13 protein-coding genes are annotated in these 15,726 nt (G+C 67.1%); 10 read left to right on the top strand and 3 right to left on the bottom strand.

The window, feature by feature from the left end:
* Window positions 1-6 precede the first annotated feature (6 nt).
* Window positions 7-1,197, bottom strand: a complete 1,191-nt coding sequence (locus D106_RS0103595; RefSeq protein WP_018879243.1) for a hypothetical protein — start codon at window positions 1,195-1,197, stop codon at window positions 7-9.
* Between the two features lie 373 nt (window positions 1,198-1,570).
* On the opposite strand from D106_RS0103595, the gene D106_RS0103590 reads away from it, so the two are divergent.
* The 8 genes from D106_RS0103590 (at window position 1,571) to asnB (ending at window position 9,381) form a co-directional block, all read left to right on the top strand.
* A complete protein-coding gene (locus D106_RS0103590; protein ID WP_018879242.1) occupies window positions 1,571-2,107 on the top strand; it encodes a MarR family winged helix-turn-helix transcriptional regulator in 537 nt (178 codons plus the stop codon).
* A 24-nt stretch (window positions 2,108-2,131) separates the two neighbouring features.
* The gene (locus D106_RS0103585; protein WP_018879241.1) at window positions 2,132-2,533 is read left to right on the top strand and encodes a hypothetical protein; all 402 of its coding nucleotides are present in this window, start codon (window positions 2,132-2,134) and stop codon (window positions 2,531-2,533) included.
* An 80-nt stretch (window positions 2,534-2,613) separates the two neighbouring features.
* Window positions 2,614-3,855 carry a Zn-dependent hydrolase gene (locus D106_RS0103580; RefSeq protein WP_018879240.1) on the top strand — a complete coding sequence of 414 codons (1,242 nt, stop codon included), beginning with the start codon at window positions 2,614-2,616 and terminating at the stop codon, window positions 3,853-3,855.
* Between the two features lie 25 nt (window positions 3,856-3,880).
* Window positions 3,881-4,624, top strand: a complete 744-nt coding sequence (locus D106_RS0103575; RefSeq protein WP_018879239.1) for a cysteine hydrolase family protein — start codon at window positions 3,881-3,883, stop codon at window positions 4,622-4,624.
* Window positions 4,621-6,078, top strand: coding sequence for a sodium:solute symporter family protein (locus D106_RS0103570; RefSeq protein ID WP_018879238.1), 1,458 nt, complete (start codon window positions 4,621-4,623; stop codon window positions 6,076-6,078). Before D106_RS0103575 ends, D106_RS0103570 begins: the two co-directional genes overlap by 4 nt.
* Window positions 6,075-6,197, top strand: coding sequence for a hypothetical protein (locus tag D106_RS15340; protein WP_018867660.1), 123 nt, complete (start codon window positions 6,075-6,077; stop codon window positions 6,195-6,197). The genes D106_RS0103570 and D106_RS15340 overlap by 4 nt, the downstream gene beginning before the upstream one ends.
* Window positions 6,194-7,267, top strand: coding sequence for an aspartate carbamoyltransferase (locus tag D106_RS0103560; protein WP_018879237.1), 1,074 nt, complete (start codon window positions 6,194-6,196; stop codon window positions 7,265-7,267). The genes D106_RS15340 and D106_RS0103560 overlap by 4 nt, the downstream gene beginning before the upstream one ends.
* Window positions 7,268-7,362: 95 nt before the next feature.
* Window positions 7,363-9,381: an asparagine synthase (glutamine-hydrolyzing) gene (gene asnB, locus D106_RS0103555; RefSeq protein ID WP_018879236.1), complete on the top strand. Its 2,019-nt coding sequence runs from the start codon at window positions 7,363-7,365 to the stop codon at window positions 9,379-9,381.
* Between the two features lie 234 nt (window positions 9,382-9,615).
* Here asnB and glnA read toward each other — a convergent pair whose 3' ends face one another.
* Window positions 9,616-11,025: a glutamate--ammonia ligase gene (glnA, locus tag D106_RS0103550; RefSeq protein ID WP_018867663.1), complete on the bottom strand. Its 1,410-nt coding sequence runs from the start codon at window positions 11,023-11,025 to the stop codon at window positions 9,616-9,618.
* 218 nt (window positions 11,026-11,243) lie between these two features.
* On the bottom strand, window positions 11,244-12,467 hold the full coding sequence (locus tag D106_RS0103545; RefSeq protein ID WP_018879235.1) for a cation diffusion facilitator family transporter: 1,224 nt from the start codon (window positions 12,465-12,467) through the stop codon (window positions 11,244-11,246).
* Window positions 12,468-12,629: 162 nt separating this feature from the next.
* Between D106_RS0103545 and glyQ the strand changes: the two genes are divergently transcribed.
* Together glyQ and glyS are read left to right on the top strand one after the other, a co-directional pair.
* Window positions 12,630-13,574, top strand: a complete 945-nt coding sequence (glyQ, locus tag D106_RS0103540; protein ID WP_018867665.1) for a glycine--tRNA ligase subunit alpha — start codon at window positions 12,630-12,632, stop codon at window positions 13,572-13,574.
* A gap of 62 nt (window positions 13,575-13,636) precedes the next feature.
* Window positions 13,637-15,718 carry a glycine--tRNA ligase subunit beta gene (glyS, locus tag D106_RS0103535; protein ID WP_018878269.1) on the top strand — a complete coding sequence of 694 codons (2,082 nt, stop codon included), beginning with the start codon at window positions 13,637-13,639 and terminating at the stop codon, window positions 15,716-15,718.
* Window positions 15,719-15,726 lie beyond the last annotated feature (8 nt).

Genomic DNA, 15,726 nt, shown 5'->3' with positions numbered 1-15,726 from the left:
CTCGTCCTAGAAGTAGTACCCGAAGTTGATATTGACCCGGGCCTCCCAGTTGTCGTCCTCGTTGGCGCCCAGGCGATCCCCGAACGGGTTGTCGCCGCGGCGGTTCCCGCCGACGAATTCGTTGCCGTTGGAGTAGGCCAGGTCCGTGTAGATGTACCAGTTACCCCGGGCCCAGGCGGCGCCCAGCACCAGCATGTCGCTGTTGTTGAAGTCGCTCTCGCTCTTCACGATTGAGGACACCTCGGCGTACGGGATTACGTAGTCCAGCCACGGGATGTTGCTGGTTTCCTGGTAGTAACTGAGCGATACAGCCGGGATCCAGCCCTCGGCGGCCACGGTGTTGGGGAAGTCGTAGGCGCCCATCTGGACCAGCTTGTCGGTTCCCAGCGGCTGGTTCGCGTCCACGTCGAACTTGTAGTAGGTCAGCTGGCTGGCCAGGGTCCAGTTGCCCCAGTTGTTGACCATGTGGCCGGAGACCGCGTAATGGTCGCCATCACTCTGCGGACCCTTGCTCTTCAGCTCGCCGTATTGCGCGGAGAAACCGACGTCGGTATTTGCGTTCGGGATGCTGTAGATGCCGCGCACGTTGAACTGGTTGCGTTCTTCGTAGCCGTCGCCCGATTCGTTGACGACGTCATAGGAGTACCGCGCACTGTCCCGGGTGTCGCCCGAGTAGTGGCCTTCATCTCGCGCGTAATAGCCGAAGTCCCAGGTCCAGTCGCCCATCGGCATGGTGTACTTCACGCCGAGGTCCATGTCGTCGGACAGACCCACGTAGTAATGCTGGTCGAAGAACCAGCTCTGGGAGACACCGTAGGGGCCCGGGCCGAAGGGCACGCGGTTGACGCCCACCTGCAGCTGGCTCTCGTTCTCGAAGTTATAGCCGACCCAGCCGGTGTGCAGCATGTTGTAGCCGTCATACCAGCGGTACTCCAGCTTGCCGAGCCAGGGACCGTTCTCGTAGTCGAGGTTGATACGGGCGGTGTCGAGCAGAAAATTGCCGCCCTTGTCCCATGAGCGTCGATCGGAGTCGGGATAGTCGCCAATGACATAATTGGCGCGCAGTGCGCCGCCGATCGACAGGTTGCCGACCTGGATGCTGTCGTATTCGGCGGCGGCGACATTCGGGCCCAGGAACAGGGCCAGGGCAACGGCACCGGACAGGGGTGCCAGGGTCCAGCTCATCGTCTTCTTCATTGTGATTCCTCTTCTGGTCGGGCGGTTCGGGTGTCGCCAGTGGCCTTACCGGGCGGACACGAAGTGCACGGTGCGTCCCTGGCTGCAACCGGTGGTCTGCGGACCACGCGGGCAAATGCGTTGTAAACACGATACGCAGCCCCGGCGCACTGTGGTGTGACCACGACACCCGCCCCGTGTTCCTTTTCTTGGGCGGGATGCCCTCCAGCTGACCGATGCCCGGCGTACCGGGTCGGTCCTCTGAGCGGGGCAGGCTCCCCAATCCACCTGTTTAGAGCCCATGGCCGGATTTCGCCAGCCGGTGCGTAAGTTGCAATGGAACTATTTTTGTACAAAAATAACTAAACGAGTGATTCAATTGCGGGAAGTTTCGATGACATCCACCCAGGCCGTGCCCCAGGCACACGACAACGAATCCGGTGCCGCCGTCGGCACGAGTGGCGAGCCGGATCTGGCGCGTTCGGTGATCCGCCAGTTGCGGGTGATCATCCGCGCGCTGCAGGGGCACTCGCGGACGGTCGAGCGGGCCTGTGGGATCAGCGCCTCGCAGCTGTGGGCCCTGTGGGAGCTGCAGCGCACGCCGGGGCTTAACGTCAGCGACCTGTCGCGTCGGCTCTCGGTGCATGCCTCCACGACCTCCAACTTGCTGGACAAGCTGGAGCACCGCGGGCTGATCGAGCGCCGCCGTCCGGAAAAGGACCAGCGCATCGTGCGGCTCTATGTCACCGATGCCGGCCTCGAACTGCTGGACCAGGCCCCGGCCGCGCCACAGGGCGAACTGAACCGGGCCCTGCAGTCGCTGCCGAAGGGATGTCTGGAGGAACTCGACCAGAACCTCGACCTGCTGGTCGAGGCGATGAACACCACCGAGCCCCGGGCCGGGCTGCAGCCGTTCGACGGCAAGGCCTGAGCCCGGGCCCGTCCGGAGGCCCCGATGCGCATCCTTCGTTCCCTCCTGCCCGCGCTGCTCTTCCTGCCGCTTGCGGCGGGCGCCCAGCCGGTCTTCGACGCCCCGCCGGAGCGCTCCACCGATGGCGGATTCACCCTCGCCTGGGAGGCGGACGCGGCGGTGGTGCTGGAGCAGGCCTCGGGGCCGGATTACGCGGATGCACGCATGATCTACCAGGGTGGTGACACCAGTACCGTCATCAGCGGGCTGCCTGATGGCGAGTACCGGTTCCGCCTGCGCGCCGCGGATGCGGATGCCTGGGCCGACCAGACCACCGTCACCGTCGAGCATCACAGCCTGGCCCGCGCCTTCGGCTTCTTCGCGGTGGGCGCGATCGTTTTCCTGGTCCTGATCGGGGCCATCCTGCGCGGACGTCCGCGCGACTGACGCACCCGGTCCGTCCCGCGCGATACGCTGCGAGGCAGCACCCTCGCGTGATCGAGACGGACCCGCTTCCGGAGGGTTCCATGACGGATCTCAAGATCAACATGCAGCGCCTGCAACAGGACATCAATGATCTCGGGCAGATCGGCCGCGATGCCGACCGCGGCCTGCATCGCCGCGCCTTCAGCGAGGGCGATCGCGCCGGGCGCGAGTGGTTTCGCGGGCGTCTGGAGGCCGCCGAGCTGGATGTCTGGCAGGACGGAGCCGCCAACCTCCACGGCCGCCTGGAGTACGACGGCAAGCGCCCGGTGGTGGCCATGGGCTCGCACCTGGATACGGTGCCCGGGGGCGGTCCGCTGGACGGAGCCCTGGGCGTACTGATCGGGCTGGAGGTCCTGCGCACCGCCAAGGAGAACGCGGTCGATCTGGAATACCCCCTCGAGGTGATCGACTTCACTGACGAGGAAGGCCGCTTCGGTGGCATGTTCGGCTCCCAGGCGATGGCCGGCAAGCTGACTCCGGAGAGCATCAGCCATGCCCGCGATCTGGAGGGTGTGACCCTGGTCGAGGCCATGGCCAACTGGGGCCTCAATGCCGACGACGCCCTGGCCGCCCGACGCGATCCGCACACCCTGCATGCCTTCATCGAGACCCATATCGAGCAGGGGCCGGTCCTCGACCGGCGCGGCCTGAGCGTGGGCGTGGTCGAGGCGATTACCGGGCTGTTCAAGTGGGAGGTGCGCCTGAAGGGCCAGCCGAACCACGCCGGTACCACCCCGATGGACATGCGCATCGATGCCTTCCAGGGGCTGGCCGAGTTCGGCGGCGAGATCAATCGCCTGCTGGAAGAGCACGGCAGCCCGAACTCACGCGCCACCATCGGACGCGTGGAGCTCTCGCCCGGCGCGCCGAACACGGTACCCGGGGTGGCGACCTTTTCCTTCGAGGTGCGCGACACCGACGAGAAGGTCCTGACCGCGCTGGCCCATGCGGCGCGCCGCACCCTGTCGAGCCTGGCGCGGCGGCGTGATCTGATGTTCGAGTTCGACGTGCTCTCCGAGATCGACCCGGTGCGCTGTGACCCCGGCATCGTGCAGACCATCGAGGCGCAGGCCGAGCGCATGGGCATGGAGTACATCACCATGCCCAGTGGCGCTGCCCATGACACCCAGAGCATGAGCCGGATCACCCGTACCGGCATGATCTTTGTGCCGAGCCTCCAGGGGCGTAGCCATTCCGCCGCGGAATGGACAAACTGGGAGGACATCGAGATCGGCGCCAACCTGGCCCTGCAAAGTGCCCTGGCGCTGGCGGCCCGGCAATAAACCGCGACGAGAGGAAACGCCCGGAATGGCCGACAACAACAATGTTTCCCGCCTGACCGACTACGACTCCCTGGATCCGCTGCGCGAGCAGTACCAGGAGAGCCTGATCACCACGCCGGTCCTGCGCCGGGAGCTGCGGGAGCACCATGTCGCGCTGCTTTGCATCGACCTGCAGTACCTGGATGCCGCGCGCGGGCACGGCGTGTTCGCGGATTCCGCCGAATCCGGTGTGCCGCTGGAGGCCCAGGAGTACTACTTCAACCGCCTCGAACAGACGGTGCTGCCCAATGTGCGCCGCCTGCAGGATGCCTTCCGCGAGGAGGGGCTGGAGGTGATCCACACCCGCATCCGCTCGCTGACCCACGACGGCCGCGACCGCAGCCCGGGCCACAAGCGCCTGAACCTGCACGCGGCTCCCGGCTCCAAGGACGCCGAGTTCGTCGAGCAGGTGGCCCCGGTGGGGGACGAGATCGTGCTGGACAAGACCGCCAGCGGGGTCTTCAATTCCACCAACCTGCACTACATCCTGCGCAACCTGAATATCTCTGCTTTGTTCATCGTGGGCGTGTATTCCAACGAGTGCGTCTCCACCGCCGTGCGGGATGCCTGTGACCTGGGCTTTTATGTCACCCTGATGGACGACGCCACGGCCACGGTGACGCCGGAGATGCAGAAGGCCACGATCACCACCATCAAGGACCGCTACGCCCGGGTGATGACCACGGACGAGGCGATCCGCGAGATCAAGAAGGTGCAGGAGGCCTCGTGACCGGTCTCGACGACCCCATCCTGCCCACCTCCCTTGCCTGGGGGCTGCTGGCGGCGTTCAGCGTCCTCTGGGTGGTGCTGGGCTGGTGGCTGGGTCGTCGCAACAAGACCGCCGAGGACCACATGCTGGCGGGCCGCAATGTCGGCCTGGCGCTCGCCACCGCCACGGCGATGGCCACCTGGGTCACCGCCAATACCACGATGACCGCCCCGCAGCTGGCGCTGCAGCTTGGTGTCTGGGGCATGCTCGGGTATTCGCTGGGTGCGCTGGGCCTGATCCTGTTCGCGCCGCTGGCGCGGCGCATCCGCGAGCTGATGCCCCGCGGCTTCACCTCCGGGGACTTCATCCGCCTGCGCTTCGGCACCTTCACCTGGCGCGTGTTCCTGGTGGTCTCGCTGATCTACGCCTTTGGCTGGCTGGTCTCGATGGCGATGGCCGGCGGGGTGCTGATCAATGCCCTGGCCGGGATCGACTATCGCGTGGGCATGACCGTGATCCTGACCGTCTGCGTGATCTACACCCTGCTGGGCGGTCTGCGCGCGGTCATCGGGACCGACTTCATCCAGACGGTCATCATTGTCGCGGGCGCGGCGTTCATCGCCTGGCTGACCATCGACAAGGTCGGCTTCGAGGCGATCCACTTCAACCTGATGGAAGAGCGCCCGGAACTGCTGAGCCTGCTGTTCCCGGCCGCGATCATGTTCCTGTTCAACAACCTGCTGTTCGGCGTGGGCGAGATCTTCCACTCCAACGTCTGGTGGTCGCGCGCCTTCGCCTTCGGCCGCAACGTGGGCTTTCGGGCCTATCTCTTCGGCGGCCTGCTGTGGCTGCCGATCCCGATTGTTGCCGGCTTTATCGCGCTGGCTACGCCGGCGCTGGGGATCAACGTCCCCGCCGCGGACATGGTCGGGCCGCTGGTGGCCGCCGAGGTGCTGGGTCTGACCGGTGCGATCGTCGTGTTCATCGTGGTCTTCGCCGCGCTGGCCTCCAGCCTCGACTCGCTGCTGGCGGCCACGTCCGATCTGGTGACCCGCGACATCTACCGCGGCCACATCCGTCCGCGGGCCAGCGAGCAGCACCAGTTCCACGCGACCAAGGTGATCGTGGTGCTACTGGGGCTGCTGACCTGGCTGGCGGCCAGCTACCGCGGCGAGGTCCCGATCGTCGGCTCGCTGGCGGAGCTTTTGTACTTCACCGGGGCCTTCGTGGCCTCCGCGATCTGGCCGATCGTCGCCGGCCTGTACTGGAAGCAGGCGAACCCGCAGGGTGCCGCCTGGTCGATGATACTGGGGTCCGGTATCGGGCTGGCCAGCTATTTCCTGATCGGGTTCTACGTGGCCGCGCTGGTCGGGGCCGCCGTCTCGCTGGCGGTGATGGTGCTGACCACCTGGCTGATGCCGCGGCCGTTCGACTGGGGCCGGCTGGCCCGTTCCGACGCCGAGGTGCCGGCATGACGATCTCGACAACCGCACTGTCCGTGATCGTGGTCATCGCCACCAGCGTGGCGACCCTGACCCCGATCCTGCTGATTGCCCTGTTTATCCGCGACTGGAAAAAAGGACGCCTCTGGTGAACTACACCGAAGATCCCCTGCACGTGCTCCACCCGAAAGACGGCGCCGCCGGTACCGACCGGCCGCGGGCGTTGCTGGATGCGGTGGAGGAAGACCCGGATCCGCTGCTGAAGCTGGCCGCGGCACACGTGGTCTCCAGCCAGCAGTTCAACCGCGAGGAACTGCTGCAGCTGTTCCGGCTGGCCGCCCAGTACGAGACCACGCCCGCCCTGATGCATCTGCCGCTGGCGGGCAAGATCCTGATCAGCGCGTTCTACGAGCCGTCCACCCGCACGCGGCTGTCGTTCGAGAGCGCCTGGCACCGGCTTGGCGGCGCGGTGATGTCGATCACCGACCCCAAGAGCACCGGCATCGCCAAGGGCGAGTCGCTGGCGGACATCGCCGAGATGTTCAACAACTACGGCGACGTGCTGGTGCTGCGCTCCTCCGATGGCGAGGCCGCGCACAACATGCTGGAGAACCTGCGCATCCCGCTGGTCAACGCCGGCAACGGCATCGACGAGCACCCGACCCAGGCGCTGGCGGACGTCTACACCCTGGCCAAGTGGCGCCCGGAGCTGTTCACCGGCCCGGTCGCCCCGGAGGACCGCATCAAGGTCGGCATCATCGGGGTGCCCTCGCGCATGCGCACGGTGCGCTCGCTGCTGCGCCTGCTGAGCCTGTTCCCCGAGGCGATCGAAGAGGTCGTGATCATCTCGCGCGAGGACGAGAACTTCGATCCCGGCCAGCGCGAGGAACTGGCGGAGGCCGGCCTGAACCTGCGCGTGGTGCACGAGCTGGACCCGGTGCTGCCGGAGCTGGACGTGGTGTACATCAACGCCATTGCCTGGGTGGGCGATACCTTCGAGTCCATGGGTGAGGGCCTGAAGCTGGACCGCAACTCGCCGCTGAAGAAGGGCGCGATCATCATGCACCCGTTGGCGCGCGGTGCGGAGCTGTCGACGGATCTCGATAACACCCCGCACAACTGGTACTTCGCCCAGGCCCGCGGGGCGGTGTTCGTGCGCATGGCGCTGCTGACCAGTGTGGTCCGCCGCATCAGCGCGGTCATGGACACTCCGGAAGACTGAATCTCGTACTGAACTGAACCGCGAGTGGCGTGGCGCGCCGGAACGGACCGGGCCGCGCCCCGCTCGCATCGAACGGATAACCAAGGAGACATGCCATGTGTGGCATCGCCGGAATCTTTAACGCCGACCCGAACCGCAAGGTCGACCCGCAGACCCTGGTCAACATGGCCGCGATCCAGTATCACCGCGGGCCCGACGGCTTCGGCTACAAGACGCAGGACGATCGTGGCGTGGGGTTTTCCCACGCGCGGTTGTCGATCATCGACCTCGACGAGAACCGCGGGCGCCAGCCGTTCTGCATGACCAACGGCGAGATCATGACCGCGGTCAACGGCGAGCTGTACGACTACAAGCGCATCCGCACCGACCTCACCTCGCGCGGAGTGAAGTTCCGCACCAAGAGCGACTCCGAGATGGTGATGCACCTGTACCAGCGCGAGGGGCTGGAGGACGCGGTGAAGCACTTTCGCGGCGAGTTCGCGATCTCGCTGTATGACCGCAAGCACGACCGGCTGATCCTGATCCGCGACCGCTTCGGCATCAAGCCGCTGTACTTCACCGAGGCCAACGGGAGCTTCGTGTTCGGCTCCGAGCTGAAGGTGTTGTTCGCCAATCCCGACGTCCCGCGCCAGTTCGCCGATGATGGTCTGTACCACCAGCTGATGCAGACCATGGTGCCCGGCACCACCGCCTTCGAGGGCATCCAGCAGGTGAAGCCCGGGCACATGGTGATCGTCGAGCGCGCCCACGGGAAGCTGAAGGTCCGCCAGGAAAAGTACTGGGACATGGACTTCCCGCTGGCCTCCGAGCGTCCGCCCGAGAGCGAGACCGACGAGAACTACTGGATCGAGGGCGTGCGCGAGAAGCTGATGGAGGCCGTCCAGCTGCGCCTGGAGGCCGACGTGCCGGTCGCCTGCTACCTCTCCGGGGGGATCGACTCCTGCATCACCCTGGGGCTGGCCTCGGCCAGCCAGCAGTCGCCGGTCAAGGCCTTCACCATCGGCTTCGACAACGACGACTACGACGAGACCGCGATCGCCCGCGAGATGGCCGAGAGCGTCGGCGCCGACCAGGACATCATGACCCTGAACGCCGACCACCTCTACGACAACTTCGAAGAGGCGCTGTGGCACGCCGAGCGCACCATCTACAACACCCTCGGCGTGGCCAAGCTGCTGATGAGCCGCCACGTGAACAAGGCCGGTTACAAGGTGGTGGTCACCGGCGAGGGCTCGGACGAGTTGTTCGGTGGCTACCCGGCGTTCCGCCGCGACATGTTCCTGCACGGCCTGGACACCCTGCCGGAGGCCGACCGTCAGGCCTGGCAGCAGATGCTGAACGAGTCCAACGAACTGGTCTCCGGCGCGATGCTGGCCGAGGACGAGGTGGATGACCCCGAATTCACGAAGATGATGGGCTTCACCCCGTCCTGCCTGCAGCCGTGGCTGGCCGCCGCCGACCACGTGCCGGGCCTGCTGCACCCGAAGCGCCGCGAGCGCATGCAGGGCTACCAGCCGGGCAAGGCCATCGCCAACGCCCTGGACAACGACATGCTGGAAGGCCGGCACCCGCTGGACAAGGCCCAGTACGTCTGGATCAAGACCATGCTGGAGGGGCAGATCCTGACCTGGGGCGGCGACCGCATGGACATGGCCAACTCGATGGAGGCGCGCCCGCCGTTCCTCGATCACCACCTGGCCGAGTTTGCCGCCCACCTGCCGCCGACCATGCGCATCAAGGGTCCGACCGAGAAGTACGTGCTGCGCGAATCCATGAAGGGCCTGCTGCCCAAGGTGCTCTACGAGCGCGAGAAGTTCGCGTTCATGGCACCGCCGGCGCACACCGACCCGGTCAAGTGGGCCGCGATGAAGGCGCTGGCCGATCGCTACCTCGCGCCGGATAAGGTCGAGGAGGCGGGTCTGCTGGATCCGGAGGGCGTGCGCCAGGTGTTCGAGCTGCACGAGTCCGAGGATACCCCGGCCGCGACACAGGTCCAGCTGGACGCGGTGATCAACCACATGATCGGGGTCCAGGTGCTGTACGAGAAGTTCGTGGCCACCGACATCCCGGCGCTGGCACAGCAGAAGGCCGAGGAGTTCGGCTGGCACGCCTGATTGCCGATGAACGGTCAGAGGCCCGGGAGAGTCCTTCCGGTGCCACACGAGAAGGCCCCGCGGATCGACCATCCGCGGGGCCTTTTTTGCGATGCCCGATCCGGCATCGCCGGTCGTGTCGGCGAGCAGGGCTTCTCCCTGGTGGAGCCCGAGCCCGGACACAAAAAAGCCGCCGGCCCCGGAGGGCGCGGCGGCGGATGGCCTCGCGGCCCCGAGGGGCCGGAAGCGGACGCCTTACAGGCTGTAGTACATGTCGAACTCGATCGGATGGGTGGTCATGCGCATCTGCGTGACGTCTTCCATCTTCAGGTCGATGTAGGCATCGATCATGTCGTCGGTGAACACGCCACCCTGGGTCAGGAACTCGCGATCCTGGTTCAGGGCTTCCAGCGCCTGGTCCAGCGAATGGCAGACCTGCGGGATGCCCTTTTCCTCTTCCGGCGGCAGGTCGTAGAGGTTCTTGTCCATCGCGTCGCCGGGGTGGATCTTGTTCTGGATGCCGTCCAGGCCGGCCATCAGCATCGCGGCGAACGCGAGGTACGGGTTGGCGGTGGAGTCCGGGAAGCGCAGCTCGATCCGGCGCGCCTTCGGGTTCATCACGAACGGGATGCGCAGCGAGGCCGAGCGGTTACGGGCGGAGTAGGCCAGCATCACCGGCGCCTCGAAGCCCGGCACCAGACGCTTGTAGCTGTTGGTGGACGGGTTGGTGAAGGCATTCAGCGCACGGGCGTGCTTGATGATGCCGCCGATGTAGTACAGCGCGGTCTCGGACAGGCCGCCGTAGAGGTCACCGGAGAACAGGTTCTTGCCGTCCTTGGACAGCGACTGGTGCACGTGCATGCCGGAGCCGTTGTCGCCGACGATCGGTTTGGGCATGAAGGTCGCGGTCTTGCCGTGGATGTGGGCCACGTTCTGCACCACGTACTTCAGGATCTGCACCTCGTCGGCCTTCTGCGTCAGGGTCGCCGGGCCCACGCCGATCTCGCACTGGCCGGCGGTGGCCACCTCGTGGTGGTGCACCTCGGTCTCCAGACCCATCTCGGTCATCACTTCGCACATGGTGGAGCGGATGTCGTGCAGGCTGTCGACCGGCGGGACCGGGAAGTAGCCGCCCTTCACGCCCGGGCGGTGCCCGATGTTGCCGTCCTCGTAGACGCGCTCGGAGTTCCAGGACGCCTCCTGGGAGTCCACGCGGCAGTAGGAACCGGACAGGCTGGTACCCCACTTCACGTCGTCAAAGATGAAGAACTCGTTCTCCGGACCGAACAGCGCGGTGTCGGCGATGCCGGTGCTCTGCAGGTAGGCCTCGGCGCGGCGCGCCAGGGAGCGCGGGCAGCGGTCGTAGCCCTGCATGGTGGCCGGCTCGACCACGTCGCAGCGGATGTTCATGGTCATGTCTTCGAAGAACGGGTCGATCACGGCCGACTCGGCGTCCGGCATCAGGATCATGTCGGACTCGTTGATCCCCTTCCAACCGGAGATCGAGGAGCCGTCGAACATCTTGCCTTCCTCGAAGGTCTCTTCGTCGATGTCGTGGGCCGGCATGGTCACATGCTGTTCCTTGCCCTTGGAGTCGGTAAAGCGGAAGTCGACAAAGCGCACTTCCTTTTCCTTGATCTGGTTCAGCACGTCGGCTGCGGACATGGGGGTCTCCTTGGTCTTCACTTGAGTCTTCGATTTTGGCCGGCCGGCCAGTTGGCCCCTGCACGGCTTCGTGGGTCATTATGCAGGCATCATGCCATCCGGCCCGATTCGGCCCGGGCGCGCGAAAAACGGGCACCCCGGGTGCCGCGCCGCCTCCTCTTTGCACCAACATGGTGCCGTATATGCACAACGATAGTGCTTGCTGGGGTGTGCCGCACCTAATGAGTGCACGGACGATAGAGTAGCGTGACCTCGCCCAGCATGTCGCCCACCTGCGGGTGGGCGTGCAGCCGGTCGGCCAGGGCCCGGGCCCGCGCCTCCAGGTCCGGGGCCGCGGTTGCCCCGTCAAGGCGCAGGGTCAGCGTCATGTGCACCCGGCCGCCCAGGTAGTGCAGGGACAGGTGCTCCACCGCGTCCAGCTCCGGGGTGTCGGCCCAGGCCTCGCGCAGGGCCTCTACCAGTACCGGCCGTAACGGCAGCGTCGAGCTGCGCGCCTGCTCCGCGTCATTCTCCGGGTCCACGTGCACCGTGATGTCGTTGACCCGCTCATGCTCGTCGGTCACCGAATGGAACACCGCATCGGCGATCCGATGCCCCTCGGAGACCGAGATCATCGGCGCGACCTGGATGTGCACATCGGCCACCACGTCGCTGCCGTGGCGGCGGGTGCGCAGCATGTGCGCATCCTTCACCCCGGGCACGTCCAGGATGGTGCGGTGAATGCGATCCACCTTCTCCGGCTCCAGCGCGGTGTCGATCAGCTCCGCCGCGGCGCGCACGATCAGGCGCCCGGCGATATGCAGGATGAACAGGGCGACGATCAGCGCCGCCAGGGCGTCCGCCCACGGGAAGCCGGCGACCGCCGCGCCCACGCCGACCAGTACGAACAGCGACGAGATTGCATCCGTACGGTGGTGCCAGGCATTGGCATCGAGCATCCGCGAGCGCAGGCGCTTCGCCACTCGGTGGGTGTACTGGTACAGGCCCTCCTTCGCGACCAGGGTCAGCGCGGCAAAGAAGATGGCCATATTGGCGGGACCGGTCATGGCCTCGGGGTCGACCAGCCGGCTGCCGGCTGCCCAGGCGATCCCCAGCCCCGCGGCTGCCAGAAAGACCCCGACGATCACCGTTGCCAGGGTCTCGATGCGGGCATGGCCGTACGGGTGGTCCTGGTCGGGGGACGCCGCAGCCTTGCGCGCCGCGAACAGCACGACACCGTCGGTGATGAGGTCCGACAGCGTATGCACGCCGTCCGCGACCAGCGCCTGCGAGTTCAGAAGCCAGCCGCTAAGTAGCTGCGCGACGGCGAGAAAGCTGTTCACGGTCGCGCCCACCAGCGTCACCCGGCGCGTATCCCGATAGCGCTGGCCGTTCTCCGCGGTCACCGTCGGCTCCGAATTGGCGTGGGGCTCGCTCAGGGCGGTTCTCCCGAACCGGATCAAGCCTCCAGTATGGGCGCCTTCCCGGCTGGCGCAAAACCGTCTGCCGCCACAGGGAAGTGCCGACTCGCGCGGGCGTCTCCGCGTTTCGCGCTGACGCTGACGGTGGCCGAGGCTGGAGCCCGGCCGATATACTGTCCGCTTTGCCCTGACCCGGGATCCCGCATGGCGCACGAACGCACCCCGTCCAGCAGCAGCCCCACCTTCCAGGACCTGATCCGTCGCTTGCAGGACTACTGGAACGACCACGGCTGCGTGGTCCTGCAGCCCTACGACATGGAAATGGGGGCCGGCACCTTCCATCCGGCGACCTTCCTGCGCTCCATCGGGCCGGAGCCGTGGCGCGCGGCCTACGTGCAGCCCAGCCGCCGTCCTACCGACGGTCGCTATGGCGACAACCCCAACCGCCTGCAGCACTACTACCAGTTCCAGGTGCTGCTGAAGCCGTCGCCGCCGGACATCCAGGACCTCTACCTCGGCTCCCTGGAGGCGCTGGGCTTCGACACGCTCACCCATGATGTGCGCTTCGTCGAGGACAACTGGGAATCTCCGACCCTCGGCGCCTGGGGCCTGGGCTGGGAGGTCTGGCTGAACGGCATGGAGGTCACCCAGTTCACCTACTTCCAGCAGGTCGGCGGGCTGGACTGCCATCCGGTCTCCGGCGAGATCACCTACGGACTGGAGCGCCTGGCGATGTACCTGCAGGGGGTGGAGAGCGTGTTCGACCTGGTCTGGACCGTCGGCCCGGACGGCCGCCCGGTGACCTACGGCGACGTCTACCACCAGAACGAGGTGGAGCAGTCCACCTACAACTTCGAGCATGCCGATCGCGACGCCCTGTTCGCCGCCTTCGATCAGCATGCGAACGAGAGCGATCGCATGATCGAGCTGGGCCTGCCGCTGCCGGCCTACGAACAGATGCTGCGCGCCTCGCACAGCTTCAACCTGCTGGATGCCCGCGGTGCGATCTCGGTCACCGAGCGCCAGCGCTACATCCTGCGCGTACGCGAGCTGTCGCGAAACGTTGCGCAGAAGTATTACGAGTCGCGCGAGGCCCTGGGCTTCCCGCTGTGCGCCGATGACGACACCAACAAGCCCGACGCCGCCTGAACCCTATTTCCCGGATCGCGCGCCCTTGCGCGCGGTCGTGATGGACCCGACACGGACCCGACATGGCTGAAGCCCGCGAACTCCTGATCGAACTGGGCACCGAAGAGTTGCCCCCCGCCGCCCTGCCGCGCCTGCGTGATGCCCTGGCCGAGGGTCTGGCCAACCGGCTGAGCGAGGCCGGGCTGGAGCCGGGCGTGCCCGAGACCTTCGCCACCCCGCGCCGGCTGGCGGTGCTGTTCCCGGACGTCCCGGGGCAGCAGCCGGACCAGTTGCAGGAGCGTCGCGGCCCGGCTGTGGCCGCCGCCTTCGATGACGCCGGCGAGCCGACCAAGGCGGTGTTGGGCTTTGCCCGCTCCTGCGGAGTGGAGGTCGAGCGCCTGGAACGCGAGACCACCGACAAGGGCGAATACCTGGTCTTCCGCCAGATGCAGCCGGGCCGCGCCCTCGGCGAGCTGCTGCCGGAGATGCTGGAGGCCGCGCTAGAGGCCCTGCCCACGCCCAAGCGCATGCGCTGGGGCAGCAGCCGCACCGAGTTCGTGCGCCCCGCGCACTGGCTGGTCGTCCTGCACGGGACCGAGGTGCTGGAGATGACGGTGCTGGAGCAGACCGCCGGGCGGGCCACGCATGGTCACCGCTTCCACCAGCCCGGCGCGCTGGAGCTGAAGCGCGGCAACGACTACGCCGAGCGGCTGCGCAGCCCCGGCTTTGTCGAGCCGTCGTTCGAGGCGCGGCGCGAGAACATCCTGGCCCAGGTGCACGAACAGGCCAAGGCCCTGGGCGGGCGCGCACTGGTGGATGCCGACCTGCTGGACGAGGTGACCGCACTGGTAGAGTGGCCGGTGGCCCTGACCGGCGGCTTCGACCCGCGTTTCCTGGATGTCCCGCAGGAGGCGTTGATCTCCACCATGCAGGACAACCAGAAATACTTCCCGGTGGTCGACGAGGCCGGGCGCATGCAGCCGCACTTCATCGTCATCAGCAACATCGAGTCGCGGGACCCGCATGCGGTGCGCGACGGTAACGAGCGCGTGCTGCGCCCGCGCTTCGCCGATGCCGAGTTCTTCTGGCAGCAGGACCGCAAGAAGCGTCTGGAGGAACGGCTGGATGCGCTGGACTCCGTGGTGTTCGAGAAGCGCCTGGGCACGCTGCGCGACAAGTCCGTGCGGCTGGAGGCCCTGATGCAGCGCCTGGCCGGCCTGATGGGGCTGGATGCCGGGCTGGCCGCGCGCGCCGCGCGCCTGGCCAAGTGCGATCTGGTGACCCAGATGGTCTTCGAGTTCACCGAACTGCAGGGCACGATGGGCCGCTACTACGCCCTGCACGACCGCGAGGATGAGTCTGTCGCGGCTGCAATCGAACAGCACTACTGGCCGCGCCAGTCCGGTTCGGAACTGCCGGATGTCCCGCTGGCCCAGGCCCTGGCGCTGGCGGACCGGCTGGATACGCTGGTCGGGATCTTCGCGATCGGCAAGCAGCCCACCGGCACCAAGGACCCGTTCGCCCTGCGCCGCGCCGCGCTGGGGCTGGTGCGCATCCTGGTCGAGCGCGAACTGCCGCTGGCCCTGACCCCGCTGCTGCAGGCCGCGGCCGAGCCGATCCGCGAACGGGTGCCGGAGGCCGACCAGGCGGTGGAGCCGGTCCGCGAGTACATCCTGGAGCGCCTGCGCGGCTACCTGCTGGAGCAGGGCCAGGCGCACGAGACCATCGAGGCGGTGGCCGCGGTCGCGCCCGATACCCCGCTGGACTTCGTCCGCCGCGTGCGCGCGGTTAGCCTGTTCCGCGAGCGCCCGGAGGCCGAGGCCCTGGCTGCGGCGAACAAGCGCATCCACAACCTGTTGCGCAAGGCCGGCGAGGAGGCCGAGGCCGACCTCGACCCGGAGGCCCTGGCGCTGGACGAGGAGCGTCAGCTTTACCAGGGCCTGCAGGCGGTGCGTCCCGGCGTCGAGCAGGCGGTGGCCGATGGTGACTACCTGCACGCCCTGGGCGAGCTGGCGGGCCTGCGCGATCGCGTCGATACCTTTTTCGACCAGGTGATGGTGATGGCCGAAGATGCCGCCGAGCGGCGCAACCGTCTGGCCCTGCTGCGTGAACTGCGCCGCGCGTTCGAGACCGTGGCCGACATCGGCCGCCTGGCCACGGGATAGCGCCGCCG

The organism is Thioalkalivibrio sp. ALE9 (genome assembly GCF_000377445.1).
GTDB lineage: Bacteria > Pseudomonadota > Gammaproteobacteria > Ectothiorhodospirales > Ectothiorhodospiraceae > Thioalkalivibrio.
The sequence above is the reverse complement of the archived record's forward strand: the minus strand, read 5'-3'. Positions and strand labels throughout refer to the sequence as shown.

Excerpts from the sequence above, each read along its gene's own strand:
- D106_RS0103595 (WP_018879243.1), bottom strand. The coding sequence starts at position 1,197 with ATGAAGAAGACGATGAGCTGGACCCTGGCACCCCTGTCCGGTGCCGTT.
- D106_RS0103590 (WP_018879242.1), top strand. The coding sequence starts at position 1,571 with ATGACATCCACCCAGGCCGTGCCCCAGGCACACGACAACGAATCCGGT.
- D106_RS0103585 (WP_018879241.1), top strand. The coding sequence starts at position 2,132 with ATGCGCATCCTTCGTTCCCTCCTGCCCGCGCTGCTCTTCCTGCCGCTT.
- D106_RS0103580 (WP_018879240.1), top strand. The coding sequence starts at position 2,614 with ATGACGGATCTCAAGATCAACATGCAGCGCCTGCAACAGGACATCAAT.
- D106_RS0103575 (WP_018879239.1), top strand. The coding sequence starts at position 3,881 with ATGGCCGACAACAACAATGTTTCCCGCCTGACCGACTACGACTCCCTG.
- D106_RS15340 (WP_018867660.1), top strand. The coding sequence starts at position 6,075 with ATGACGATCTCGACAACCGCACTGTCCGTGATCGTGGTCATCGCCACC.
- asnB (WP_018879236.1), top strand. The coding sequence starts at position 7,363 with ATGTGTGGCATCGCCGGAATCTTTAACGCCGACCCGAACCGCAAGGTC.
- glnA (WP_018867663.1), bottom strand. The coding sequence starts at position 11,025 with ATGTCCGCAGCCGACGTGCTGAACCAGATCAAGGAAAAGGAAGTGCGC.
- glyQ (WP_018867665.1), top strand. The coding sequence starts at position 12,630 with ATGGCGCACGAACGCACCCCGTCCAGCAGCAGCCCCACCTTCCAGGAC.
- glyS (WP_018878269.1), top strand. The coding sequence starts at position 13,637 with ATGGCTGAAGCCCGCGAACTCCTGATCGAACTGGGCACCGAAGAGTTG.